We start from the raw sequence: 24,400 nt of genomic DNA on the forward strand, positions 1-24,400 counted from the left end.
GGCGCATGCAATTTCTGTGCAAATGATGTACGATGAAGAGTAGGACATCGGATAAAGGAGGTGTCAAGGCCTCTGGAACTCGGGGAAGTGAAAGCAAAAGAATTCCGTGCTCAAGTGGCGAGATGGAAAGAGGTAGCGGGAACACCAGCCCCAGAAGTTGAGTTCTTTCACAATTGGCCCAAGCACGAGCACTTGAACAAGGCGCAATTGCGTTGGTTTTTGTACTGGCGCAGGCTTTGGGAACGCGGAGTTGTGAAGAAGACGAGCCTGTCCTATATGATGATACACATTTACGAACTGCTCAGTTTGGAATATATCAAGCAACCGGAGAAGGCGGTCGAGCGGCTGATCCATTTTTACACAGAGTTTCATAACATCCAGCCCAAGCTCGACGTGACATTGGTGCGCTGGATTGGTGATCTCTATCTGAAGCTGAATGATCTGGACAACGCCTTGTATTGGTATACGAAAGGACCACTTGGCGACCTCTATGAAAAGCTGTCTTGGTACCGCTTTGGCGATCTGGACATCCCGATGCCAGTATTGCTCAAGGTGGCGGGGATGGCCAAGACCGGATTTTACCGCGAGCGGATGCCAGGGATCGAAGAGGAGATCGAAGCGATGATGCATGTAGCGTTTCGAGCGTTTTACCGCCGCGAAGGGATGCATCCGTTAGATAAGTTCGCACGCTACACCGACGACCCAGTGATCTATCTGTTCTCAAACACGCCGATTCACGAAAAATACGTTCTTGATGGTTATCGCCGCTACGACTATGCAGGCTCCTTCGTCCACTGGGTCAAGAACGGGCTACGTTGCGCCGAAAATTTGATCCGCCGTACGGAAGGCAAGCCTTTGCTCAAATATGACGAAAGCGTCACCATCTATTTCGCGGAGTTGGAAGCGGACTACCCGGCCAAGCCAAAAGTGCGCGAAAAAGCTCCGCAGTTGCCAGAACCTGTGTTGTCGCGCGAACTTCCCGAGCAGCCGATCGAACTGGACCTCTCCAGGGTGCGAGCGCTTGCACAGGAAACGGACTGGCTGGTCGAGATGATGTACGAAGGCTCGAAGGAAGAACTGCTGTTTGTTAAAAACGAGAGCGTCACCTCGAGCGCGATGGGGGAGTCGAACGAAGCGGAACAGGCTGAAACAACTGCCGACGACAGCAGTGCGGCTGTTTCCGAATCGCTCCTGCTCGCCCCGCTGTTTGCTGTGCCGGAAGCGGGCCAATTTGAAGATTTTTTTGCATCGCTAAGCTTTGCGGAGCAGGACTTCCTGCGGCATCTCAGCAGAAGCGGAGAGCAGCCCAGACGCACGCTGTCCGACTGGCTGAAAGGCAGGCGGATGTTTTTAGATGCGGTCGTGATGAGCATCAACGAGCAGGCGATCGACGCCGGGCTTGATCCGATTGTGAGCGACGACGGGGAAGCGATCGCTCTGGAGGCGGAATATGATGATGCGATGAGGAGGAGTTGCAACGATGAGTGAAGCCACAGCAAGCAAACTGACGAGACGGCAAGCCAATGCCATCATCCAATCGATGGGCGGCGGCGTCGTGCCACAAGACGGCATTGAGCACGTCGTGGTCGGACGGGTCAAAGAGATCAGGCAACTGGTCGAAGATCTCCATCGTGCTGGCGACGGCCTGTCCTGTATGAAGTTTCTGATCGGCGATTATGGCACGGGCAAAAGCTTTATGGCGACTTTGACCCGCTTTATTGCCTACAAAGAAAATTTTGTCGTCGCCTACTCCGATCTGACTGCCAACCGCCGACTTTACGCCCATGATGGCAAAAGCGTGGCCACCTACTCCGATCTGATGCAAAACCTCTCCACCAAATCAAAGCCAAATGGCAACGCGTTGCGCTCATTGATCGAGCGCTGGCTCTCCGACCTCCAGCATAAAGTGGCGGTCGAGCACGATTTTGACAGCCTGCCGGACGCATCGGACAGCCGCTTCACCCGTCTGGTCAGCATCGAAGTGCAAGCGGTGATCCGCGAAGTGCAGGAGCTGTCTGGCGGATTTGACTTTGCCACCGTGCTGACCAAATACTACCAAGCGTACTTAAACGGTGATGAGCTCACCCAAGAGCATGCGATCAAATGGCTGCGCGGGGAATACCGCACCAAAACGGAAGCGAAAAAAGACCTCGGTGTGCGCGATGTGATCAATGATGACAACTGGTTCGACTATCTGAAAGTGATGACCAAGTTTATCGCGTCGATCGGATATGGCGGCTTGCTCGTCCTGTTTGACGAAGCGGTCAATCTGTACAAAATCGACCACGCGGGGGCTCGAGGCAAGAACTATGAGCGCGTGTTGGAGTTCTACAATGAATGTACGCAAGGCCGTGCGGAGCACCTGATGTTGCTGTTCATGGGCACGTCCGATTTTCTCGAAGATGAGCGCCGTGGGCTTTTTTCCTACAAAGCGCTGAAATCACGGCTACAGCCCAACCAATATGAAACGCAAGAATACCGCGACTTGCGCCAGCCTGTGATCAAATTGGCTCCTCTGTCGGCCGAAGAGTTATTCGTGCTCTTGCAAAAAATCCGCGACATCTATGCGGCACTCTATCAGGTCGAGCAAATCGCGGTGCTGGTCAGCGATGAGAACATCCTCGAAATTGTGCAAAAAGCGCTCTCCCGTCCTGGAGGTGTTCAGTTTATCACGCCACGGGAACTGATCCGCGAATTTATCGGCATCTTGAACGTTCTGCACCAAAATCCGGAGATGGACAAAGGCGACATTTTTATGGAGCGCCTCGAACTTGCCGGACAAGAATCGCGCCGCTTTGTGGGACGGACGCTTGACTAAGTGGAAGAAAAGGCAAGCTTACCGAATAAAAATCAGTAGGTAGGCTCATAGATCCGCTTTTTTTTCCGTGCAAATCCTACGCGTTGCGGATATAATATTGCAGGAACTTGAAGGGGAGGGACAGTTTGGATGACATTACCGAGATACAAACGAGTGCTGATTAAATTGAGCGGAGCTGCGGTGGCTGGCCAAGACGAGTTTGGTTTTGACCCTGATTCGTTGGAGCATATCGCCCGCGAAGTGCTGTCTGTGATCGACCTTGGCGTCGAAGTGGCAATCGTGATCGGCGGCGGAAATATCTTCCGCGGCAACGTTGCCGAGACGTGGGGCATCGATCGAGCGGAAGCGGACAACATCGGTGTCTTGGGCACGGTGATCAACTCGCTGATGCTGCGCGGCGTGCTGAAGGCGCGTTCTGACAAAGAAGTCCGCGTCATGACCGCCCATCAGATGAACTTCATCGCCGAGCCGTTCATTCGCCTGCGTGCGATCCATCACTTGGACAGAGGCTATATCGTCATCCTCGCTGGCGGCACGGGCCAACCGTACGTCACCACCGACTATCCGGCCGTGCAGCGCGCGCTCGAACTGCAATGCGATGCGATCTTGGTGGCGAAAAACGGCGTGAACGGCATCTTCTCCGCCGATCCGAAAAAAGACCCGCAGGCGCGCCGCTACAACTCGATCTCCTATGATGATGTGGTCCGCGAAAACCTCAAGGTGATGGACCAGTCGGCGATGATCCTCGCGCGAGACTTCGGCATTCCGCTCCACATCTTCGACTTCGATCAAGTTGACTCGATGCGCAGCATCTGCCTCGGAGAAAACATTGGCACGCACCTCTCTCCCACGACCACGTTGAGTCTGGAGTAGTCCCTTTGCAAAAAGGGGCTTTTTTTTATGCTTTACCTTTCCGTTACGTTAAGGTTTAGAATGAACGCTATGGAGGTGTTGCCCGATGCGAACGGTACAGATCAAAGAGATCGCCGACAAGTTGCAAGTGTCAACACGGACGATTCGCTGGTATGAGGAGAAGGGATTGATCACGCCGCAAAAAGATGAAAACAACGGATACCGCTCTTTTTCCGAACATGAGGCCTGGCGCTTGCAGACGATCATCTCCTTGCGCGAAGTGGGGATGGGGATTCCGGAGATCAAAAAGGTGCTCGATCAAATGGACGCAGGCGATGAGCAGGACGTGCTGTATTATCTCGAACTGCAACGCGCCGTGATGTTTTCACAATGGATTGAACTGAAAGGGATGATTGAGACATTGGATCGCATGATTGGAACTGCGAAAAAGAAGCAAGAACTGGTCTGGGAGGACATCCACCAATTGGTGGACAGTGCCAAAGGTTTTCGCGACTTGCGCAAAACGTGGAAGGACCGCTGGGGCTTTGATCGCCAAGCGGCGCAGTATGACGAAGCGGTGTTGCGCGAACCGGAGTTTAACCCGCACCAAAACTACAACGAAGCGCTCGATCTGACCTGCCAACTGGTCAGTCCGCGCCAGGGCGAGCGGGGTCTTGACATCGGCACGGGGACGGGCAATCTGGCCGGACGTTTCTTGGCCCAAGGGATCGAGATCGCAGGGATCGACCAGTCGCGAGAAATGCTGCGGCAGTGTCAGGCCAAATACCCGCAGATGGAGACGAAGCTCGGCAATTTTTTGGCAATCCCTTACTTGGATGACCAGTTCGATTTTGTCGTCACCTCGTACGCGTTGCACCATTTGACAGACGAACAAAAGCTGCTCGCCTTCGAGGAAATGCGTCGTGTACTCAAGCCGCACGGACGGATCTGCATCACCGATCTGATGTTTGAAAATAAGGCAAAGCGTGCAGAAGTGCAGGCGGCGTTCTACGCTGCGGGCCGAGAGGACCTGTGGGCGCAGATCGAGGATGAATACTACGCCGACCGCTCGTTGCTCCTGAAGTGGTTCGAAGACAACGGCTATCTCGCGCAGGCCAAGCAGGTCAACGACTTTTTGCACATCCTATACGCCGTCCCGATCCGCTGACTCGAACAGGCTTGCGTTTGACGTAGCGTCAAGCCTTACAATCGGCTCGACACCAACTTTCCGAAAGGGGTAGTGAGAAGATGAGCCTATTGATTGAAAATGCGAGGATCGTCACGATGACAGGGGATACGGTCACGCCCGTGCTGGGGGACTTGCTGATCGAAGGAGAGTTGATCACAGCGGTGGGCGAGGTGCCGATCGAGAAAAAGATACAGGCAGATCAGGTGATCGACGCAACCGGAATGATCGCCATGCCCGGTCTGGTCAACTGTCACAACCATGCGGCGATGAGCATCCTGCGCGGGTTTTCCGAAGATTTGCGACTGATGGAGTGGCTGTCTCAAAAAATGTGGCCGGCCGAAGCGCGCATGACAGCGGAGGATGTGTATCTCGGGACGTTGTTGTCCACAGTCGAGATGATCAAATCGGGCACGACCACGTTTGCCGATATGTATGTGTTTACAGATGAGGTGGCGCGGGCGGTTGTCGATTCGGGGATGCGCGGGGTGCTAACACGCGGATTGATCGAGATGGATGAAGGGCGCGAGGAGCGTTTCACCGAGGCGAGGTCACTCTTCGAAACATGGAGCGGGGCGGGAAATGGCCGCATCTCCGTCATGGTCGGCCCGCACGGTCCGCACACCTGCCCACCCAGCTATTTGAAACGGGCGATTGCGCTCGCGAAAGAATTCGACGCGCCCCTGCACATCCATCTGGCGGAGACGACAGAAGAAGTGACGTTGATCAAGCAGGAGTACGGCCTGACGCCGACTGCCTATTTGCAAGAAGTCGGGCTGTTTGACCACCATGTGGTGTTGGCGCACAGCGTACATCTGAGCGCAGCAGACATTGAAATTTTGCGCCGTGCACAACTGCGAGGCGGCATCGCGCACAATCCGGTCTCCAACCTCAAACTCGGCTGTGGCATCGCCCCGATCGTCGAATATATGCAGGCGGGTCTCACCGTCGGTCTTGGCACTGACGGGCCGGGCAGCGCGACGACGCTCGATCTTTTTGAAGAGATCAAAGCGGCGGCCTGGATGCAAAAAGTGCGAACGTTCGACCCGACTGCGCTGAATGCCAGCCAAGTCCTGCAGATGGCGACTCGCGAAGGCGCAAAGGTCCTCGCCCTCGAAGATCGTATCGGCACTTTGGAAGCGGGCAAGCGGGCGGACGTGATCTTGGTGGACCTGAACGCTGCTCATCTTCGACCTCATCATGACGTCTCCGCGCTGCTCGCATACAGCGCCAACGGTGCGGACGTGCATACCACGATCATCAACGGTGAAATTCTCATGCGCGACCGCAAATTGACAAAACTTGACGAGCAAGCGCTGCTCACAGAAATCGAAACGCGCGCCAAGCGGATTGTGGAAGGGATTTAAGTGCGCAAACAGAAGGATAGAATGAGAAAGTAATCTTGATCGTCAACAGGAGCGGATCGCGCTTGCACCGACAGCCTGTCGAACTGCTCGCACCGATCAACTGACGCTCTTCTGCACGAGGAATAGGAGGAAGCCGGAATGACCTTTGAACTGCTCAGCCCGACCATCCAAAAGAAAATCTGGGATCTGGAGTGGCGCCAGTTCACTCCGATTCAGGAAGCGGCCATTCCGGTCTTGCTCGAAAAGCGCCACTGCCTGCTGATGGCAGGAACCGCTTCGGGGAAGACCGAGGCGGCTTTTTTGCCGATCTTGAGCGCTTTGGAAAAGGCGGGGCAGACCGGGGAAGGTCTTAATGGATTGAAGGTCCTCTATCTGTCGCCGCTGCGTGCCCTGATCAATGACCAATTTGAACGGATCGAACGCTTGACCGACACGCTCGACATCCCGCTGCTCAAATGGCACAGCGATGTCTCGCGCAGCAAAAAGATGACCTGGCTCGACAACCCGCGCGGCATTTTGCAGATCACCCCGGAGTCGCTCGAATCACTCCTCGTCAACCATACCGAGAAAGTGCCTCGCCTGTTCCAAGGCGTGGAATTTATCATTCTCGACGAATTGCACGCCTTTCTGGAAAGCGACCGCGGCCTGCACGTTCAATCCTTGCTCCACCGCATGCGCCGCTATCTGTTGCAAACTCCGGTCATGGTCGGCCTGTCCGCCACGATCGGATCGCCCGAAGTTGCACAGCGCTACCTGTATGCGGATGATCCGGATGGCGTGGCCGTGCTCAACCCGGGCGACGAGAAGCGTCAGATCTTTTTGCAAGCCGACTATTTTGGAAAAGAAAACACCACCCTTCCCCAAGCGCTCGTGCGCGACATCTACGACCTGACCCGCTCGAAGAAAACGATCCTTTTTTGCAACTCCCGCGGCCAAGTCGAAGAGTTGACTCACAAGCTGAACGAAACGGGGAAACAGCTCAGCGGAGCGCTGTACACCAAGCGCTACTACCCGCATCACTCCTCGATCGACAAAGGAGAGCGTGAGTGGATCGAGGAGCAGATGCGCACGACCGCACAGCCGCTTACTGTCGTCAGCACCAACACGTTAGAGCTTGGGATCGACATCGGCTCGCTCGACCTCGTCGTGCAGCTTGACGCCACTTCTTCCGTCTCTTCGCTCAAACAGCGGCTTGGCCGCTCGGGACGACGCGCAGGGACCGACTCCTACCTGATGATGTACGCGACCGAAGAGGAGGACTTGGTGCAGGCGGTGGCGGTGACCGAACTGCTTTTTGACAAATGGATCGAGCCACCAGAGCCCAGAACGGCAGTCTACGATCTGCTGTTTCACCAGCTGCTCGCCCTCTGCACCGAGCGGCAGGGCGTGTTTCGCGACGAACTGCTTGAGGAGATCGCAGCCAACCCGACTTTTGCAGAGCTTGAGTCAACTCGTGTCCGTGAACTGCTGCAGTGGATGCTGGAAGAGGATTGGTTGGAAGTGGTCGAAGGCAGATGCATCCCCGGCATCCAAGGGGAACGACTTGTGCGCTCGCGGGATTTTTACTCCGTTTTCCAAACGCCGGTGCTCTACAAAGTGATGCACGGCACGCGGCTGGTCGGCACGATCGAAGCGTCCCCGCTCGTCATGGCGGGGGAGACGGTGTTGCTCGGCGGGGCGACCTGGGAGATCACGGAGATCGATGAGAAGCGGGGAATGGTCTATGTCATCCCCGCGTTTGATGGCAAGCGTCCGCTCTGGCTGTCCGGCGGGCGTCAGGTGCATCCGCAGATCGCAGAGCAAATCTACGCGGTCTACACGGGCAACGAAGAGTACGACTACCTGAGCCCCCGGGCGTGGCATCGTTTGCAGGAAGCGCGCCTGCTCGCGAAAAGGCAAGGGTTTGAAGCAGGTGTGTGCGTGTTGCAAGAAGGGGCGCGAGCGTTGACCTTGTACGATTTTGCAGGCACTCGCCGCCAAAACGCTTTGGCCACCCTGCTGCGCGGCTGGCTTCGCGAACAAGGCTTGGGGCTTGTGATCAAGCAGAGCACTTTTTCGATCACGCTGGAAGGCGGCGAGATTCCAAAGGGATTTGCCAAAAAGCTGGTCACCTTTCTGGTCGAAGTGCTGACCCGCCATACGGAACTCAAATACTTGATGATGGGTCGCAGCGCCGAACCGGAAGGGGGTCCGGCCAGCAAATTTGCTGCATACTTGCCAATGAACTTTCAGCGTTGGATCGAAGACGAGATCGAACGCGATGTCGAAGGGCTGCGCGTCTGGGTGCAGGCGCAGAAGTGGAAAGCGGTGCGCGTTGGCGGTCGCTGAGCGAACAGAGCAGCGAGCGAGTTGTGATTTCGCTTCGAACGACAGGAGGAATCTTGCATCGCAGAGCTTTCTAGTCAATAATAGGAAAGAGCAACTTTGTGGCAGGAATGTTGATTCCGATTGTCGAATAGTATAGCGTCATAGGAGTAAAGCGTTACTGCTGTACCGCCTGTGCACCGCAAACATTTGGGGGTTTTGGAGGGGATAGCTCATGCAACTTGATAAACTGCGCGACAGAACGGTCGATCAGCTCTTCGACTCGATCCTCCAACTGCGCACGCTTGAAGAAGCATATAAGTTTTTCGATGACCTCTGCACAGTCAACGAAGTGCAATCTTTGGCCCAACGACTGGAAGTAGCCCGCATGCTCCGGAAAGGTCAGACTTACAACCAGATTGAAGCAGAAACTGGGGCCAGCACTGCTACCATCTCCCGCGTTAAACGCTGCCTCAACTACGGCACGGATGGCTACAAGTTTGTGCTCGATCGTCTAGAAGAGAAATAGTGCACAGAAACCCTTGCTACTCTAGCGGCAGGGGTTTTGTTATGACAAGTGAGAGGAGGCACCAGCATGATGATGAGTGAACAGCTGTCATCACCTTGGCGCCACTGGCGGCACGTCGTCAAACTCGACCCAGCCCGCACGATCTGCGACCAAGCTTTGCAAGCGATCGCGGCCTCGGGTACTGACGCCGTCTTCCTCGGCGGCACCCAAGACATCACCTATGAAAACACCAACGCGCTGCTTGGCCGCCTCCGCCGCCTCGCACCCAACCTCCCGCTCTGGCAGGAGATCTCAACTGTCGATGCGGTGGTTGACGGAGTGGACGGCTATGCTATCCCGCTCGTGCTCAACACTGCCGACCCGCACTGGCTGATCGGTGCGCACGCCGAAGCCATTGAAAAATACGGATCATGGATCGACTGGAACAAAGTGTTGGTCGAAGGCTATCTCGTTTTGCATCAGGCGGCGGCTGTGGCCAAACTTACCAAAGCCAATGTCAACCTGACCGCTTCGCAAGCGGCAGCCTACGCGCTTGCAGCCGAGACTCTTTTTTCCATCCCTGTGCTGTACATCGAATACAGCGGCACGTTTGGCGACCCTGCACTGCTCGCCGAAATCGCCCGCACCACTCGTCGGGCTCATCTCTTCTACGGTGGAGGCATCGACTCCTACGAAAAGGCGGCCGCGATGGCCGAACATGCGGATACGATCATCGTCGGCAATGCCCTGTATGCAGACAATTGGCGCACCGTTCTCGCCGACACGATCCGCGCTGTTAAATAGGAAAGCATAAAAAAACCACCGACATCACATCGGTGGTTTTCACGTTGGTCGGAATGCAGGGATTCGAACCCTGGACCTCTCGCTCCCAAGGCGAGCGCGCTACCAAGCTGCGCTACATTCCGGCGTATGAACTTGGTGGGAAATAAAAATGGTCGGAATGCAGGGATTCGAACCCTGGACCTCACGCTCCCGAAGCGTGCGCGCTACCAAGCTGCGCTACATTCCGATCCTACAAAAAGCACGATGACAATCAAAGAGTAAAGATGGTCGGAATGCAGGGATTCGAACCCTGGACCTCACGCTCCCGAAGCGTGCGCGCTACCAAGCTGCGCTACATTCCGATATTACCAATTTCGCAGTTGTTCGAGTGTGTGTTGCTCACCCGTCAACGAGATATAGAATAACATAGGGCGAAGAAGAGAGTCAATAGTTTTTTCGGTAAGAATTTTGGAGGAAAAGAAAATCCCCTCCGAAGAGGGGATCATCGACTAATTCGAGAAGATGTTGAACACGTCTTTAAACGTCACGACCACCATCAACGTCAACAGGAACAGAATGCCAACGAAGTTGATGCTCGCTTCTCGTTCCAGCGAAATTCGCTTGCCGCGGCGTACCCATTCGACCAGCAGGAACACCAGTCGTCCACCGTCAAGCGCCGGGAACGGCAGGATGTTGAGCACTGCGAGGTTGACCGACAACAGGGCTACAATATACATATAATGCGGAACGCCATTATCGGATGCCTGTCCTGTGATGCGAATGATCTCCACGGGACCACCGATCTCTTTAAACGAGACCGCACCGGTCACCAACTGTTTAAAGCCATTAAAAGTAAGCGCGGTGAGCTCTCCGGTGCTGCGCAGCGCCTGCCTGGTGTTCTCACCGAAGCCGCCAGCTTTGACAAAGCTTGTCTGCTGTTGGAGGCCAATTCCGATCATCGGACGATTTTCTTCCACATTCATCTTCGGTGTGACCGTCAGATCGACACGATTGCCATCGCGCAGCACGCCGATCTCCATCGGGGTGTCCGCATGTTTTTGCACAGCGCTGTTAAAATCGACTGGCGACTTCAGCTCTTTGCCTTCGACCCATTTGATCTGGTCGCCGGCCAACAGACCGGCTGCCGCGCCCGGCTTGCCTTCCTGTACGCTGCCGACAAAGAGATTTGGCGTTGGTGCGCCGTAGATATTGAACAGCAAGGCCAAAATCACGAACGCGCCGATGATGTTCATGATCACGCCTGCGACGATGACGAGAATCCGTGCACCGACGGGACGATTGTTGAAGTTGTCAGGTGCGGCTGCCGCTTCCGGGTTGTCCTCTCCGTACATCTTCACGTACCCGCCAAGCGGTATCCAATTCAATCGATACAAGACACCGTTTCGCTGGTGCTTGATGATCGACGGTCCGAAACCGACGGCGAATTCATCGACGCGGACGCCGGTGGCACGCGCAGCCCAGAAGTGACCAAGTTCATGGATGAAGATAAGGAACCCAAGTGCGAGTAGGGCCATCACGATGTTCATTTCGAGTCATCACTCCCATTCCTTCTATAATATGCAGGCAGTAGCATCCGAACATACTTATGAGCCGGATAAACAGAATATTCACGACCCATTATAACATAAGTTGGGACTTCTTGACTGTACGCCGCGTGCGATGATGTGTGTACTTTTCGAGAACAGCGCATGATAATGAAAGAGAACAAAGGAGGGAGCGCCTCAATGACTGTCCTCACGGTGCTGGTCGGCATCCCGGCCAGCGGAAAATCAGCAGTCGCCCGCGAACTGATCGAAGCTACGAACAGCATCTGGATTCAGGGCGACAGGTCCCATCATGCGACATCTGGTGAACAGGATGTCCGCACAAACAGCGGAGATCTGGTGTTTCGAAAGTTGCAAGACCAACTGCGTACCGCGATGCAAAGCGGTCGCAACATTGTGCTCGACGCCAAGCTTCGCACGCCCACTTACCGCAAACCATACCTCGAACTCGCGCGAAAGCACGGTTATGCGACCGAGGCAATTTTTCTAAACGATCCGCTTGAGACGGCGCTCGCCAACAACGAAAAGCTCCGCGAGCAGGGTGAACTGTCGCTCTCAGAAGAGCAGCTTCGCCGTGCTGAACGTCTCCTGCAAATCCCGACCTATGCGGAGGGTTTCGACAAGATCAAAGTGCGCACAAAAGAGCCGATCGACGAGGAAGCGGCCGCATTTTTCCATGCGCACAAAGCGCGTCTAATCAAGGAGCCGTGCAAATTGATCCGCGAACTGGAGGCGGACGGGCGTTTAGAAAAATGGCTGCCAGAACTGCACAACGCAATTCCGGTCGATCAGCACAACCCGCACCATCATTTCACCGTCTATGAGCACATTATCAAAGCGAGTGAAACGGTTGCCGGCAGTTCGTTAAAAATGGTCTGGACGATGTTGCTCCACGACATTGGCAAAGCGTACCCCGGCATCAAACAGTTCCTCGGTGTCGTCACCACCCCGTTCGGGCGCTGGCAAGCGAAAGACCGCGTGCTGATCGACAACGGTGCCGACATACGGGAAGGACGTGACCTAGGCGATTTTTATAGCGTGCAAGGTGAAAAAATTCCCAAGGCGCACATTAAAACCGATCTGAACGGACATTTCTACGACCACGAAAACCTCGGCGCGCAACTGTCTTATCGCATTTTGACACGTTTTGGCTACTCGCACGATTTTGCGCTGAACGTGGCGACCTTGATCCAATTTCACATGCTGATGCCCCGCGATATCGTCACGGTCGAACTCGCGCAACTTCGCAAATTCTATGCAAAAACTGGCCCGTACGCTGCCGATCTGATGCTGGTTCGGCTCGCCGATACGCGCGGCAAATAGCAATTCCTCACGAGACGCGGCTCAGAGAACATTTTTGCTGCGTCTGTTTTTTTGTGGGCGAGAGTGCTTGGTTGGGAGAACTTATGTTTGCTATAATTAGCTACGATAAAAGAAGTAGAACTGACATGAGGTGTTGCTCACATGTTTTCAATACAAGGCGGGGAGAAGATGCTTGAAAATCTCAATCCGCAGCAAAAAGAGGCGGTGTTGCACAGTGCAGGCCCGCTGTTGATTATCGCAGGGGCAGGCTCGGGCAAGACGAGCGTCCTCACCCGCCGCATCGCCTATCTGATCGAAGAGCGCCGCGTTGCGCCGTGGCAGATTCTGGCGATCACATTCACCAACAAAGCGGCCCGCGAGATGCGCGAACGAGTCGAGAACCTGATTGGACCGACTGCGCATGACATCTGGATCTCGACGTTTCACTCGATGTGCGTGCGCGTTCTGCGCCGCGATGCCGATAAGCTTGGCTACACCAATTCCTTTACCATCCTCGATGCGGGCGATCAACTCACCGCCGTCAAGCAGTGCTTAAAGGAACTGAATCTCGACCCGAAAAAGTTCGACCCGCGCGGTCTGCTCGCCACGATCTCCAATGCGAAAAACGATCTGCTCACCCACGAGCGCTTCGCTTCCACCGTCCGGGACGGCGACGTGTTTGGCGGCGTGGCTGCCCAGGTGTACGAAGCCTACCAAAAGAAACTCAAGTCGAACAATGCGCTCGACTTTGACGACCTGATCATGAAGACGGTCTATCTGTTTCAACATCACGAAGATGTGCTGTCGCTGTACCAAAATCGCCTGCATTACATCCACGTCGACGAGTATCAAGACACCAACAAAGCGCAGTACAAGCTGGTGCAGATGCTGGCCAAGAAAAAGCGCAACATCTGCGTCGTCGGCGACTCCGACCAGTCGATCTACGCCTGGCGCGGTGCGGACATCACCAACATTCTCAATTTCGAGAAAGACTATCCGGAGACGACGGTGATCAAGCTCGAGCAAAACTATCGCTCAACCGGACGGATCTTGGAAGCGGCCAACCATGTGATCGCCAACAACCGCGAACGCAAAGAGAAAAATTTGTGGTCCACCAAGGCTGAAGGCGAACTGGTCAAGCTCTACAAAGCGTATGATGAGCATTCGGAAGCCCAATTTGTGATCCAACAAACTCTCGAACATCTCAAGGGCGGGGGCAGACATTCTGACATCGCTGTGCTCTACCGCACCAACGCCCAGTCCCGTGTGATCGAGGAAGCGTTGCTCAAATCGACCGTTCCCTACACGATCTACGGCGGGGTCAAGTTCTATGAGCGCAAAGAGATCAAAGACATCTTGGCCTACCTGCGCTTGATCGCCAATTTGAATGACGACCTGTCGCTCACCCGCGTGATCAACGTGCCCAAACGCGGGATCGGCGATACGACGGTCGGCAAGATTCTCGACTATGCTGCGACGCACGGCATCTCCGCCTTTCAAGCGCTGATGGAGATCGAAAACGTCGGCATCCGCGGCAAAGCGAACGGGGCGATCAAAGAGTTCGTCCTGCTTTTGCGCAACTTTGCGACGCAAATGCCGTATCTTTCTGTCACGGACTTGGCTGAAGAGGTGATGAAGCTCACTGGGTACCGCAAAGAGCTGGAGCTGGAAAAAACGCTGGAAGCCGATGCGCGTCTGGAAAACTTGGACGAATTCCTCTCCGTCACCGCAGAGTTTGACAACAAGCACGAAATGACCGAAGAAAATCGCCTCGTCGAGTTCCTGTCCGATGTGGCGTTGATCGCCGACAGCGAACAGTCGGAAGGGGAGACGGGACCGGAGTCGATCAAACTGATGACACTGCATGCGGCAAAAGGCTTGGAGTTTCCCGTCGTGTTCCTCGTCGGCCTCGAAGAAGGCATGTTTCCGAGCAATCGAACGCTGACCCAAGGCGATGAACGCGACGTCGAGGAGGAGCGGCGCCTGATGTATGTCGGAATCACCCGCGCCGAAGAGAAACTGTTCATCTCTCATGCTGGGTCACGGATGATGTACGGTCAGATCAAAGCCAATCCACCGTCCCGTTTCATTCGCGAAATTCCACCGAGCCTGTTGGAAGAAGTGGGCATCATCCGCCGCCAGCCTGCACAGGAGCGCGTTCGAAGCGACATTCCGGGCCTGCAAAACGGAACCCGCGTGCCGAGCGGGTTTGGTGCCGATCCCAATTTGACGTGGGAAGTGGGCGAATGGGTCGCACATCGCAAATGGGGACTTGGCGAGATCGTGAAGTCGGAAGGCGTTGGTGACAACTTGGAGCTGTACATCCAGTTTGAAGACCTCGCCATCGGCATGAAAAAGCTGTTGGCACGCTTTGCGCCGATCGTCAAGGTGGAGGACTAGAGTTTTGGAGGGAGAAGAGTCAGATGGCACACTTTCATCGAATCGAAGAAGCGCTTGAAGACCTGCGCCAAGGAAAAGTGGTCATCGTCGTAGACGATGAAGACCGCGAAAACGAAGGCGATTTCATCGCACTTTCCGAATATGCGACTCCGGAAGTGATCAATTTTATGATCACCGAAGGACGCGGACTCGTCTGTGTTCCGATCACCGAGGCGCGGGCCAAACAGATTGGGCTGAGCACGATGGTCGAGGATAACACCGACACGCATGGCACCGCGTTCACCGTGTCGGTCGATGCGAAAGATGGGACGACCACAGGCATCTCCGCCTTTGAGCGCGCCGTGACGATCCAAGCATTGATCGATCGCGCGACCAAGCCGGACGACTTCAAAAAGCCGGGCCACATCTTCCCGCTGATCGCAAAAGATGGCGGCACCCTGCGCCGGGCTGGACACACGGAGGCGGCGATCGACCTCGCACGCCTCGCAGGTGCGTACCCGTCCGGCGTGATCTGCGAAGTGCTGAATCAAGACGGAACGATGGCTCGCGTGCCCGACCTCGAACAGATCGCACACAAGCATGATCTGAAGATGATCACCATCGCCGATCTGATCGCCTACCGCAAACAGAGCGAAGTGCTGATCAACCGTGCGGTCGATGTGCGGATGCCGACCGAGTTTGGCGATTTCCGCATGGTCGCATACACCAACTCGATCGACGACAAAGAGCATGTCGCGATCATCAAAGGGGACATCTCGCCTGACGAAGCGGTGCTGGTGCGCGTGCATTCGGAGTGTTTGACTGGTGATATATTTCATTCCTTCCGTTGCGACTGCGGCCCGCAAAAAGAAGCGGCACTGCGCCAGATCGATGAAGCGGGCAAAGGGGTTCTGCTCTACATGCGTCAAGAAGGACGCGGCATCGGTCTGATCAACAAGTTGAAAGCATACCAGTTGCAAGACCAAGGCTATGACACCGTCGAAGCGAACGAACAGCTTGGATTCAAAGCGGACCTGCGCGAATATGGCATCGGTGCCCAGATTTTACGCGACCTTGGTGTGCGCAGGATCAGACTGCTCACCAACAACCCGCGCAAGATCAAAGGTCTTTCCGGCCACGGGCTTGAAGTGGTCGAGCGCGTCGCTTTGCAGATGGAATCGAACGAAAACAACGAAGGTTACTTAAAAACGAAACAAGCCAAACTCGGCCACATGCTGAAGTTTTAGGAGGGGCAAGCCGTGACGGGACAGGACAAAGAGAAGCGTATCCGTGAACTGATCGAACTGATCACCGATTACGACTATCAGTACTACACCTTGGACAACCCGAGGGTGACCGATGCCGAATGGGACCGACTGTATGACGAACTGGTCGCCTTGGAACAAGAGACGGGCCTGATCTTTCCCAATTCGCCGACCCACCGCGTCGGCAGCGGCATCTTGATCGATTCGTTCCCGGAGCATAAACATTTGGCGCGCCTGTGGAGCCTCGACAAAGCGCAGAATGCAGATGAGCTACGCGACTGGGATAAGCGAGTCCGCAAGCTGATCGATGATCACAACAAAAACAACCCGGACGATCTCCTGCCCGAGCCGATCTATGTGTTGGAACAGAAATTTGATGGACTGACTATCAATTTGACCTACCAAAACGGTGAGCTGGTGCAAGCGGCCACTCGCGGTCGTGGTGTCGTCGGCGAATCGATCCTGCCGCAAGTCAAAACGATCAAGTCCATTCCGCTGACCATCCAGTTCCAAGGGCTGGTCGAAGTGCAAGGGGAAGCGATCCTGCCGCTTTCGGTGTTGGAAAGCTACAACAAACGAGCGCTCGAAACGGGTGCCGAACTTTTGAAAAATGCGCGCAACGCTGCGTCTGGCGCACTGCGGCAGAAAAATGTGGAGATCACAGCGAAGCGAAATCTGGACGCCTATCTGTACGGGATCGGCTACGCGGAAGGTATCGAGTTTGACACGCATGAGCAGACGATCGCTTTCCTGCGCGAGAACCGGATCAAGACCAGTTCCTACAGCCAAACGTATGCTGACATCGACGCGGTGGTTGCGGAGATCACCCGTTTTGACAGCGAAGACCATCCACACCTCGATTACCTGATCGACGGGATGGTCATCAAAATCAACGACCTGCGCACGCGCGAAGTGCTCGGCTACACCGACAAATTCCCGCGCTGGGCGATCGCATTCAAATTTGAAGCGGAAGAATACTCGACCATCCTGCAGGAAGTCATCTGGGATGTCGGACGCACCGGGAAGCTGACTCCGACCGCCTTGCTCGAACCGGTCGATATTGGAGGAGTCACCGTGCAGCGAGCCACGTTGAACAACTGGGGCGACATCCAGCGCAAAGGCGTCGCGGTCGGCTCCCGCATCGCGATTCGCCGCTCCAACGACGTGATTCCGGAGGTGCTGTTCGCGTTTGAAGACGAGGACCTGACGACCACACCGATCGAAAAGCCGCTGATCTGTCCAAGCTGTGGCTCCGAGCTGATTGAAAAGGGTGCCCACATCTTCTGCCTCAACGTCGATGGTTGCCGCACCCAAGTGGTCAATCGCATCGCGCACTTCGCGAGCCGTGGCGGTATGGACATCGAGACGTTCTCGATCAAGACGGCCGAACAGCTTTTTGACGAACTGGGCGTCTGTGACCCTGCCGATCTATACGATAGTCTGAGCCATGAAAAACTGCTCGCTCTGCCGCGTTTTGGAGAGAAGAAGGCACAAAACCTGCTGGCTGCCATCGAAAAGAGCAAGAGCAAAGATTTGGCTTCCTTCTTGCACGCCCTCGGCATCCCGAACACAGGAGCGCGCATGGCCCGCGATCTGGCGGAGACGTTCGGTTCGTTGGAGCGCGTGCAAGCGGCCAGCTTCGAAGAGCTGGTCGAAATCCCAGGCTTCGGCGAGATCGTAGCCGAAAGCATCACTTCCTACTTCAAACAGGAGCGCGTGCAACAAAGCATCGCGCGGATGCTCGCAGCGGGCGTCGATCCGACTCACGAAGCGCCGCAGATCGCAGAATCAGCAGCGGAGAGTCCCTTTTTCGGCAAGACGGTCGTCCTGACCGGCACGCTCACGATGATGGGACGCAATGAGGCAAAAGCCAAGTTGGAAGCGTTCGGTGCGAAAGTTGGCAGCTCCGTCTCGAAGAAAACCGACTTTGTCATCGCTGGTGCAGAAGCGGGCTCCAAACTGACCAAAGCGCAGGATCTCGGTGTCGCTGTGCTCACCGAGCAAGAATTCCTCGCGGTCATCGGAGAAGCATGAGCAGGCGTTGGCGTTCCTTGCTCCTCCTGCTCAGCCTGACGCTGTTTCTGGCGGCCTGCGGTACGGGGCAGGAACCGAAAACGGTTCCGCTCAAGCCCGGCCAACTCGCTCCCGACTTCACCTTGACGACGATGAGCGGTCAGAGCGTCACCCTCTCCGAACTGCGCGGACAAAAGGTGTTCTTAAATTTCTGGGCCTCCTGGTGCCCGCCGTGCAAACAGGAGATGCCCGACCTGCAAGCGATGTCGCGTCAGTATGAGGACCAAGTCTTGCTCTACGGTGTCAACATCACCGCCGACGACACGCTGGAACGAGCTGAGATGTTCGTGCTGGAGCAGAAGCTGACCTTCCCGCAATTGGTCGATGCACAGGGCAAGGTGCAAAAAGCGTACAACGTGATCACCGTGCCCGTTTCAGTCACGATTGACGAGGAAGGCAAGATCGTCGAGAATCGCATCGGACAGCTTAGCAAGCAACAGATGGAGCACATGTTCCAAGCGTTGCTCAAATGATCCAGAAAAGCCCTGACAGCGGCGCGGTCAGGGCTTTTTGATTGAAGACCCTTAAAATTGACGCGGCTCGTTCGATCACTTATAGTGAAAGAAAAAGAGCCACAGAGAACCCATTTTTTGTGGTAAAATGTGTATATCGAGCCAGAATTAACGGATGGGGTGTACAACGAATGGAAGTACTTCGCGTAAAAGGCGGGGCTCCGCTGAATGGCGAAATTCAGGCATCGGGGAGCAAGAACTCCGTCCTGGCAATCATGTGTGCCGTTCTGCTCTGTGACGGCGAAACGATTTTGGAAAACGTACCGAACTTGAGCGATGTAAATACGTTGATGGAAATTTTGGAAGAGACGGGTGTCAGCTGTGAATGGGCAGCTCCGAACACGCTGCGCTTTGTCAATAACGGTTTGACCAATTGGACGGTCTCCGAAGATCTGGTTCGCAAGATGCGCGCTTCTTTCTCCATCTTTGGCCCGCTGCTGGCGAAAGCGGGGAAGGCACAGATTCCGCTTCCTGGCGGCTGTGTGATCGGGGCGCGCCCGGTAGACCAGCATCTGAAGGCGATGCAGGCGCTTGGCGCTGAGATCAAGATGCTCGATGGAAGCGTCTATGCTGAGTGCAAGGGCGGCCGTCTGCAAGGCGCTGCGATGTTTCTCGGCACGCGCTTTGGCTCGACAGTCGGCGGCACCAACGCAGCGATCATGGCGGGGGCGCTGTCCAGCGGCACGACCGTCATCTACAATGCAGCCCGCGAGCCGGAGATTGTCGATCTTGTGATGTTCCTGAACAAAGCGGGGGCGAAGATCCGCGGCGTCGGCACCGATATCATCACGATCGAAGGTGTCGAGAGCTTGAATGGCGTGCGCTACACCTGCATGACCGACCGCATCGAATCGGGTACCTACCTGTGCGCAGGCGCGATCACCCGTGGTCGAGTCACCGTTAAAGGCATTCCGCCGCAGTCGCTGGCAGGACTTCCGTCTCTGCTGTTCGACATGGGTTGTGACATCTCGCTCGAAGGCGACTCGATCACCGTCGATGCTCGCGATCGCGACCTGCGTGCGACACATGTGATCACGTTTGCCTACCCTGGTTTTGCCACCGATCTGCAGCCGGCGATGCTGACGCTGCTCACGACGGCAAAAGGCATTTCCTATGTGAAAGAGACCGTTTTTGATGCACGCTTTGGTTTCACCCAAGAGCTGACTCGCATGGGCGCAGATATTAAAATTTCTGGCGATACGGCGATCGTCAGCGGCGTGGAGCGCCTGACGGGTGCACGTGTCGTCGCAAGCGACCTGCGCGCAGCAGGCGCGATGATTCTCGGTGGCTTAGCTGCTGATGGCACGTCCACGGTCGAAGGTTTGCAATATCTGGACCGTGGTTATGAAAACCCGGTCGCGAAACTGCAATCGATCGGTGCGCAGATCGAGCGCGTAACACCGGGAACGTAGAGAAAAGAATTTGTCTTGACCAAGAACAGGAGGGGCTTGACCATGTCCAACCTCGACAAGACCATGATTTTCCGACTTGACCAAGAATCAGAACTGCTCAATGAAATCATCACGTCGGTCGTTCCGGCACTTCGTGAACAAGGCTACGATGCGGCGCGTCAACTGGCTGGCTTTATTGTGACCGGGGAGAGCAACTACATCACCTCGGCGAACAATGCGCGCGCGACTATGGCCAAGATGGACCGCTTGCTGGCGGTCGAACAGATCCTCAACGACTACTTCAAGCTGAAGGGTCTGTAAGCGTAAAAAGCATTTCTCCGAGCGGAGGAATGCTTTTTATTTGTCAGCCACCCGACTCATTGCACGGTACGATTATTCTTTACCGCGCAGGAAGTCTGGTACGGTGGAACGGTTCTCTTTCTTGACGCGAACAAATGCGATGCGGTTCGACATACGCCCGAGCATGAACACCGCCGGGATGGCGATGAGATGGAACAACAGGATGCCGCTAATCATGTTCAACTACCTCCTATGGTTCGTATTGCTAGATTCTATGAGCCATTTTTGCCAAGTAGAACCACGACTGCAAGCGGGCGGGAACGGACAGAAACGATCGAACAGCCCGTATTTGTATGACAACTGCCAAACACTGTAACCTTTCTCGATTCCTCGACGTCTAATCTACAGGAAACGGATGAGATTGTGGACAATCTGTAAAAGAATGACGAAAAACGACGCTCTGTGGAGAATTTCGTGCATTGGAACTTCCGTTTTGGCTGAGTTTTTTGGTATAATAAGTACGTTTCACGGGCGCCTACTATCCGGCGCTCGTTTCTCTGAGTGGAGTATCCAACCTTTTTGGAAATAAAAGTGGAATTTTGCGCACACTACGTATATAGACTGTGGCGCAGAGGGAGGCTTACGAAAGAAGATGCAATCCCCACAAATGCTGACCTTGACTTTGGTCGTCTCGTTTGCGCTCGTGTACTTCATGGTGCCGTACCTGCGCAAGGTGGCGTTGAAGACAGGGTTCGTAGACATGCCGAACCCTCGGAAACTGCACAAAGAGCCGATTCCGGTACTCGGCGGGGCGGCGATTTATTTCGGATTTATCGTCTCGACCTTATTGATTCAACTGATCTTTTTCGGGAAATTGGACGACACGTTTTACGGCATTGCGCTCGGCGGCTTGCTCCTGTTTGTGATTGGAGTGCTCGATGACTATTACAAGACGCGCGGCAAAGACTTCCCGGCTTGGCCGAAACTGTTGACTCATATTGCAGCAGCTTTTGTTCTGGTCGGCTTTGATGTGAGAGTAGAAGCGGTGACGATCCCTTGGCTGGACCTGCCCTACTATTCTTTCACCGACCACGGGATGGGCTGGGTGTCCATCTTGGCCACCGTGCTTTGGGTGGTTGCGCTCACCAATATGCTCAATTTCTTGGACGGTGTAGACGGTTTGGCCGCGGGCATCTCGTCGATCTCCGCGATCACGTTGCTGTTTATCGCCATCCTGTCTGGCAACGGCCCGGTTGCGTTCTATGCAGTGGCGGTGATCGGTGTATCGCTGGCCTTCCTGAAGCACAATTTCCACCCGGCCCGCATTTTCATGGGCGATGCGGGTGCGACCTTCTTAGGCTTCGCGCTTGCAGCTCTGGCAGTCGATGGAGCGTTCAAGTCCGCGACGTTCGTCTCGTTGATCGTGCCGGTATTGGCGCTTGGCGTACCGATCTTTGACACGCTGTTCGTGCTGTTCAAGCGGATCAAAGAACGCCGTCCGTTGCACCAGGCTGACAAATCGCACACGCACCACACGTTGATGCGCAGTGGGATGAGCCAAGTTCAGACCGTTTCATTCATGTATCTGCTCGGCATTTGCTTCTCGCTATTGTCGATCGTAGTATTGCTTGTCAACTACAATTAAAACGTCCCAATCACTCCTTGTCCGCATGCTGGGCAGGGAGTTTTTTGTTCAGGGTAGCAACTTCTCCGATCTTTTGCCATACTACTAAGCAGAACGAAGCTTGAGGAGGCTGAAAGACAGATGATCATCACCACAACCTCGATTGTACAAGGGAAAGAGATTACCAAGTATCATTCGGTAGTTACCGGAGAAACAATAATGGGGGCCAACGTCGTGCGTGACTTTCTCGCGTCGATCACCGACATCGTCGGCGGGCGTAGCGGGGCATACGAGTCCAAGTTGAAACAAGCCCGTGAGATCGCGTTTGCAGAAATGAAAGAGGAGGCGCTGCGCCAAGGGGCCAATGCGATCGTCGGCGTTGACATCGACTATGAAGTGATCCGCGATGGCATGCTGATGGTGGCCGTTTCTGGAACCGCAGTCACACTCCAATAAATGCATAAAAAAGGCCGCCCTTGTGTCGAAAGGCGGCCTTTTTTATGGTGGGGGACTTCTCATAGGTAGTTGCGGACTAAGAGTTGTCTTACCATCATCATACATCGGGAAAACAAAATTTTACATAGTTGATAAGTATCATTTTGATAATGGTTCTGTAGTCATAATCGCAAGAATTTGGGAGCGCTGTGCGGCCCAGATGAGACTAGAGTCACAGAAGACGGCAGCGCTGACTTATTGGCTCTTATATTCAGCAAGTAAAATCAATGCCGATTCAGCTCCCACATTGACCACGCGATGCGGGACGCACGATTTCCAACTAAACGAATCGCCTTCGGAAAGCTCGACCTGATCCTCACCTTGGATCGCCAGCACCTTGCCGCGCAGGATGAGATGGCTTTGTTCCCCTTCGTGTGACTGCGACATCTCTTCGGTCGAAGCGTGTGGTGGTAACTCGATGATCTTCATGCCAAGCCCGATGTCGCGCGTCAATTTTTCCACTCTCAATTGATCTGCGCCAAAAGTCGAATACTCCCGCTCCTCTTTGCGCACCACATGAATACGGTGTTCCTTCTCCAACAAAAAGTAAGCCAGCGGCACCTGCAAAAAGTTGGCGATGCTTTGCAGTGTGGCAATCGATGGCGACGTTTTATTATTTTCTAGATTGGAAATAAACCCTTTGGACAACCCCGTTCCTTCGCAGAGCTGGGGAATGGTGATGTTTTTGCGCTTGCGAATTTCTCGTACCATCAACCCGATATCCATCGTTTGCCCTCCACGCTCGAAAGTGATCTAGATTACATTTTAACAAAAATAGGATTGACGCGCTATCTCTGGGGGTGCTATCTTCATAGTAGCCTAATACGAAACAAAGTTCAATATAAGAAAACAAAGCGACTCGCATGATTTCGCACCCGGTATCGCACCCTAGATATGTTGGGGACGGAAGGACCTAAGTCGTGTCGCAACATACTTTCCACAAAAGAGAGGATTGATAAGAATGGCAACTGTACTGTACATTACTGTGAACCCGAAGGCGGAAGAAGAATCTTTCTCCCTTTCCGTTGGCCGCGAGTTTGTCAACGCCTACCGCGAAGCAAACCCGAACGACGAGGTGATTGAACTCGACCTCTACAAAACGAACATTCCGTTGATCGACCCGGACGTTTTCAGCGGATGGGGCAAGCTGCAATCGGGTGCTGCCTTTGACGCGCTTTCCTCGGAAGAACAAGCGAAAGTTGCTCGCCTGAACGAATTGGCAGACCAATTTGTTGCGGCTGACAAATATGTATTTGTGACCCCGATGTGGAACCTGAGCTACCCGCCGCTACTGAAAGCATACATTGACGCATTCTGCGTGGCAGGCAAAACGTTCCGCTACACCGAGCAAGGCCCGCAAGGTCTGATGGGCGGCAAAAAAGCGCTGCACATCCAAGCTCGCGGCGGTTTTTACTCCGAAGGACCGGCTGCTGACTTCGAGTTTGGCGACCGCTACCTGCGTGCGATTCTCGCGTTCGTCGGTATCACCGACACGACCACTCTGGCGATCGAAGGCATGGCAGCTCAACCGGACAACGCAGGCCGCATTAAAGAAGATGCGATCGTCAAAGCGCAAGAACTGGCAAAAACGTTCAACTAAGCACTCATCGCTAGACTCGATCATGACGGATGCAAGGCAATCTTTGCCATGCATCCGTTTTTTGTTGTTCCCATCC

21 protein-coding genes and 3 tRNA genes are annotated in these 24,400 nt (G+C 54.7%); 18 read left to right on the plus strand and 6 right to left on the minus strand.

The window, feature by feature from the left end; genetic code table 11:
- Positions 1-87 precede the first annotated feature (87 nt).
- The 8 genes from CIG75_RS03615 to CIG75_RS03650 all read left to right on the plus strand — a co-directional run bounded on the left by CIG75_RS03615 (position 88) and on the right by CIG75_RS03650 (position 9,839).
- Positions 88-1,488, plus strand: coding sequence for a TerB N-terminal domain-containing protein (locus CIG75_RS03615; protein ID WP_157729362.1), 1,401 nt, complete (start codon positions 88-90; stop codon positions 1,486-1,488).
- Positions 1,481-2,818 (plus strand): ATP-binding protein, encoded by a 1,338-nt coding sequence (locus tag CIG75_RS03620; protein WP_094235424.1) that lies wholly within the window; start codon positions 1,481-1,483, stop codon positions 2,816-2,818. Before CIG75_RS03615 ends, CIG75_RS03620 begins: the two co-directional genes overlap by 8 nt.
- Positions 2,819-2,947: 129 nt before the next feature.
- Positions 2,948-3,691: a UMP kinase gene (gene pyrH / locus CIG75_RS03625; protein ID WP_094235425.1), complete on the plus strand. Its 744-nt coding sequence runs from the start codon at positions 2,948-2,950 to the stop codon at positions 3,689-3,691.
- 85 nt (positions 3,692-3,776) lie between these two features.
- Positions 3,777-4,838, plus strand: coding sequence for a MerR family transcriptional regulator (locus CIG75_RS03630; protein ID WP_094235426.1), 1,062 nt, complete (start codon positions 3,777-3,779; stop codon positions 4,836-4,838).
- Positions 4,839-4,918: 80 nt separating this feature from the next.
- Positions 4,919-6,223: an amidohydrolase gene (locus tag CIG75_RS03635; RefSeq protein ID WP_094235427.1), complete on the plus strand. Its 1,305-nt coding sequence runs from the start codon at positions 4,919-4,921 to the stop codon at positions 6,221-6,223.
- A 138-nt stretch (positions 6,224-6,361) separates the two neighbouring features.
- Entirely contained in the window at positions 6,362-8,551 is a 2,190-nt protein-coding gene (locus tag CIG75_RS03640) for a DEAD/DEAH box helicase (protein WP_094235428.1), read from the plus strand.
- A gap of 211 nt (positions 8,552-8,762) precedes the next feature.
- Positions 8,763-9,056, plus strand: a complete 294-nt coding sequence (locus tag CIG75_RS03645) for a YerC/YecD family TrpR-related protein (RefSeq protein ID WP_094235429.1) — start codon at positions 8,763-8,765, stop codon at positions 9,054-9,056.
- Between the two features lie 66 nt (positions 9,057-9,122).
- The gene (locus tag CIG75_RS03650; protein WP_227874339.1) at positions 9,123-9,839 is read left to right on the plus strand and encodes a geranylgeranylglyceryl/heptaprenylglyceryl phosphate synthase; all 717 of its coding nucleotides are present in this window, start codon (positions 9,123-9,125) and stop codon (positions 9,837-9,839) included.
- 45 nt (positions 9,840-9,884) lie between these two features.
- Here the strand turns inward: CIG75_RS03650 and CIG75_RS03655 are convergent.
- The 4 genes from CIG75_RS03655 to rseP form a co-directional block, all read right to left on the minus strand.
- A tRNA-Pro gene (locus CIG75_RS03655) sits at positions 9,885-9,961 on the minus strand.
- A 27-nt stretch (positions 9,962-9,988) separates the two neighbouring features.
- Positions 9,989-10,065: transfer RNA gene (locus CIG75_RS03660), tRNA-Pro, on the minus strand.
- A gap of 38 nt (positions 10,066-10,103) precedes the next feature.
- Positions 10,104-10,180 (minus strand) — tRNA-Pro (locus CIG75_RS03665).
- Positions 10,181-10,327: 147 nt separating this feature from the next.
- A complete protein-coding gene (rseP, locus tag CIG75_RS03670) occupies positions 10,328-11,365 on the minus strand; it encodes an RIP metalloprotease RseP (protein ID WP_094235430.1) in 1,038 nt (345 codons plus the stop codon).
- A gap of 198 nt (positions 11,366-11,563) precedes the next feature.
- Between rseP and CIG75_RS03675 the strand changes: the two genes are divergently transcribed.
- The 7 genes from CIG75_RS03675 to CIG75_RS03705 all read left to right on the plus strand — a co-directional run bounded on the left by CIG75_RS03675 (position 11,564) and on the right by CIG75_RS03705 (position 20,626).
- Positions 11,564-12,706 (plus strand): AAA family ATPase, encoded by a 1,143-nt coding sequence (locus tag CIG75_RS03675; RefSeq protein WP_157729363.1) that lies wholly within the window; start codon positions 11,564-11,566, stop codon positions 12,704-12,706.
- Positions 12,707-12,847: 141 nt separating this feature from the next.
- The gene (gene pcrA, locus CIG75_RS03680) at positions 12,848-15,085 is read left to right on the plus strand and encodes a DNA helicase PcrA (RefSeq protein ID WP_094235432.1); all 2,238 of its coding nucleotides are present in this window, start codon (positions 12,848-12,850) and stop codon (positions 15,083-15,085) included.
- Between the two features lie 23 nt (positions 15,086-15,108).
- Positions 15,109-16,311: a bifunctional 3,4-dihydroxy-2-butanone-4-phosphate synthase/GTP cyclohydrolase II gene (locus CIG75_RS03685; protein WP_094235433.1), complete on the plus strand. Its 1,203-nt coding sequence runs from the start codon at positions 15,109-15,111 to the stop codon at positions 16,309-16,311.
- A 12-nt stretch (positions 16,312-16,323) separates the two neighbouring features.
- Positions 16,324-18,363: an NAD-dependent DNA ligase LigA gene (gene ligA, locus CIG75_RS03690; RefSeq protein WP_227874340.1), complete on the plus strand. Its 2,040-nt coding sequence runs from the start codon at positions 16,324-16,326 to the stop codon at positions 18,361-18,363.
- A complete protein-coding gene (locus CIG75_RS03695) occupies positions 18,360-18,875 on the plus strand; it encodes a TlpA family protein disulfide reductase (RefSeq protein WP_094235434.1) in 516 nt (171 codons plus the stop codon). The genes ligA and CIG75_RS03695 overlap by 4 nt, the downstream gene beginning before the upstream one ends.
- Positions 18,876-19,045: 170 nt before the next feature.
- Positions 19,046-20,326: a UDP-N-acetylglucosamine 1-carboxyvinyltransferase gene (murA, locus tag CIG75_RS03700; protein WP_094235435.1), complete on the plus strand. Its 1,281-nt coding sequence runs from the start codon at positions 19,046-19,048 to the stop codon at positions 20,324-20,326.
- Between the two features lie 42 nt (positions 20,327-20,368).
- Entirely contained in the window at positions 20,369-20,626 is a 258-nt protein-coding gene (locus tag CIG75_RS03705; RefSeq protein WP_094235436.1) for an IreB family regulatory phosphoprotein, read from the plus strand.
- A 72-nt stretch (positions 20,627-20,698) separates the two neighbouring features.
- Here the strand turns inward: CIG75_RS03705 and CIG75_RS20915 are convergent, their stop codons facing one another.
- Positions 20,699-20,842, minus strand: coding sequence for a hypothetical protein (locus CIG75_RS20915; protein ID WP_172844404.1), 144 nt, complete (start codon positions 20,840-20,842; stop codon positions 20,699-20,701).
- A gap of 415 nt (positions 20,843-21,257) precedes the next feature.
- On the opposite strand from CIG75_RS20915, the gene CIG75_RS03710 reads away from it, so the two are divergent.
- Together CIG75_RS03710 and CIG75_RS03715 are read left to right on the plus strand one after the other, a co-directional pair.
- A complete protein-coding gene (locus CIG75_RS03710) occupies positions 21,258-22,250 on the plus strand; it encodes an MraY family glycosyltransferase (RefSeq protein WP_227874341.1) in 993 nt (330 codons plus the stop codon).
- A 120-nt stretch (positions 22,251-22,370) separates the two neighbouring features.
- On the plus strand, positions 22,371-22,685 hold the full coding sequence (locus CIG75_RS03715; protein ID WP_094235437.1) for a YbjQ family protein: 315 nt from the start codon (positions 22,371-22,373) through the stop codon (positions 22,683-22,685).
- 234 nt (positions 22,686-22,919) lie between these two features.
- Here CIG75_RS03715 and CIG75_RS03720 read toward each other — a convergent pair whose 3' ends face one another.
- Complete coding sequence (locus CIG75_RS03720; protein WP_094235438.1) at positions 22,920-23,450, minus strand: helix-turn-helix domain-containing protein; 531 nt, start codon at positions 23,448-23,450, stop codon at positions 22,920-22,922.
- 235 nt (positions 23,451-23,685) lie between these two features.
- On the opposite strand from CIG75_RS03720, the gene CIG75_RS03725 reads away from it, so the two are divergent.
- The gene (locus tag CIG75_RS03725) at positions 23,686-24,324 is read left to right on the plus strand and encodes an FMN-dependent NADH-azoreductase (protein WP_094235439.1); all 639 of its coding nucleotides are present in this window, start codon (positions 23,686-23,688) and stop codon (positions 24,322-24,324) included.
- Positions 24,325-24,400 lie beyond the last annotated feature (76 nt).

It is taken from the genome of Tumebacillus algifaecis, from assembly GCF_002243515.1.
GTDB lineage: Bacteria > Bacillota > Bacilli > Tumebacillales > Tumebacillaceae > Tumebacillus_A > Tumebacillus_A algifaecis.

Excerpts from the sequence above, each read along its gene's own strand:
- murA (WP_094235435.1), top strand. The coding sequence starts at position 19,046 with ATGGAAGTACTTCGCGTAAAAGGCGGGGCTCCGCTGAATGGCGAAATT.
- CIG75_RS03640 (WP_094235428.1), top strand. The coding sequence starts at position 6,362 with ATGACCTTTGAACTGCTCAGCCCGACCATCCAAAAGAAAATCTGGGAT.
- CIG75_RS03705 (WP_094235436.1), top strand. The coding sequence starts at position 20,369 with ATGTCCAACCTCGACAAGACCATGATTTTCCGACTTGACCAAGAATCA.
- CIG75_RS20915 (WP_172844404.1), bottom strand. The coding sequence starts at position 20,842 with ATGATTAGCGGCATCCTGTTGTTCCATCTCATCGCCATCCCGGCGGTG.
- CIG75_RS03620 (WP_094235424.1), top strand. The coding sequence starts at position 1,481 with ATGAGTGAAGCCACAGCAAGCAAACTGACGAGACGGCAAGCCAATGCC.
- pyrH (WP_094235425.1), top strand. The coding sequence starts at position 2,948 with ATGACATTACCGAGATACAAACGAGTGCTGATTAAATTGAGCGGAGCT.
- pcrA (WP_094235432.1), top strand. The coding sequence starts at position 12,848 with ATGTTTTCAATACAAGGCGGGGAGAAGATGCTTGAAAATCTCAATCCG.
- CIG75_RS03715 (WP_094235437.1), top strand. The coding sequence starts at position 22,371 with ATGATCATCACCACAACCTCGATTGTACAAGGGAAAGAGATTACCAAG.
- CIG75_RS03630 (WP_094235426.1), top strand. The coding sequence starts at position 3,777 with ATGCGAACGGTACAGATCAAAGAGATCGCCGACAAGTTGCAAGTGTCA.
- CIG75_RS03720 (WP_094235438.1), bottom strand. The coding sequence starts at position 23,450 with ATGGATATCGGGTTGATGGTACGAGAAATTCGCAAGCGCAAAAACATC.
- CIG75_RS03675 (WP_157729363.1), top strand. The coding sequence starts at position 11,564 with ATGACTGTCCTCACGGTGCTGGTCGGCATCCCGGCCAGCGGAAAATCA.
- CIG75_RS03635 (WP_094235427.1), top strand. The coding sequence starts at position 4,919 with ATGAGCCTATTGATTGAAAATGCGAGGATCGTCACGATGACAGGGGAT.
- CIG75_RS03645 (WP_094235429.1), top strand. The coding sequence starts at position 8,763 with ATGCAACTTGATAAACTGCGCGACAGAACGGTCGATCAGCTCTTCGAC.
- CIG75_RS03695 (WP_094235434.1), top strand. The coding sequence starts at position 18,360 with ATGAGCAGGCGTTGGCGTTCCTTGCTCCTCCTGCTCAGCCTGACGCTG.
- CIG75_RS03710 (WP_227874341.1), top strand. The coding sequence starts at position 21,258 with ATGCAATCCCCACAAATGCTGACCTTGACTTTGGTCGTCTCGTTTGCG.
- rseP (WP_094235430.1), bottom strand. The coding sequence starts at position 11,365 with ATGAACATCGTGATGGCCCTACTCGCACTTGGGTTCCTTATCTTCATC.
- CIG75_RS03685 (WP_094235433.1), top strand. The coding sequence starts at position 15,109 with ATGGCACACTTTCATCGAATCGAAGAAGCGCTTGAAGACCTGCGCCAA.
- CIG75_RS03725 (WP_094235439.1), top strand. The coding sequence starts at position 23,686 with ATGGCAACTGTACTGTACATTACTGTGAACCCGAAGGCGGAAGAAGAA.
- CIG75_RS03650 (WP_227874339.1), top strand. The coding sequence starts at position 9,123 with ATGATGATGAGTGAACAGCTGTCATCACCTTGGCGCCACTGGCGGCAC.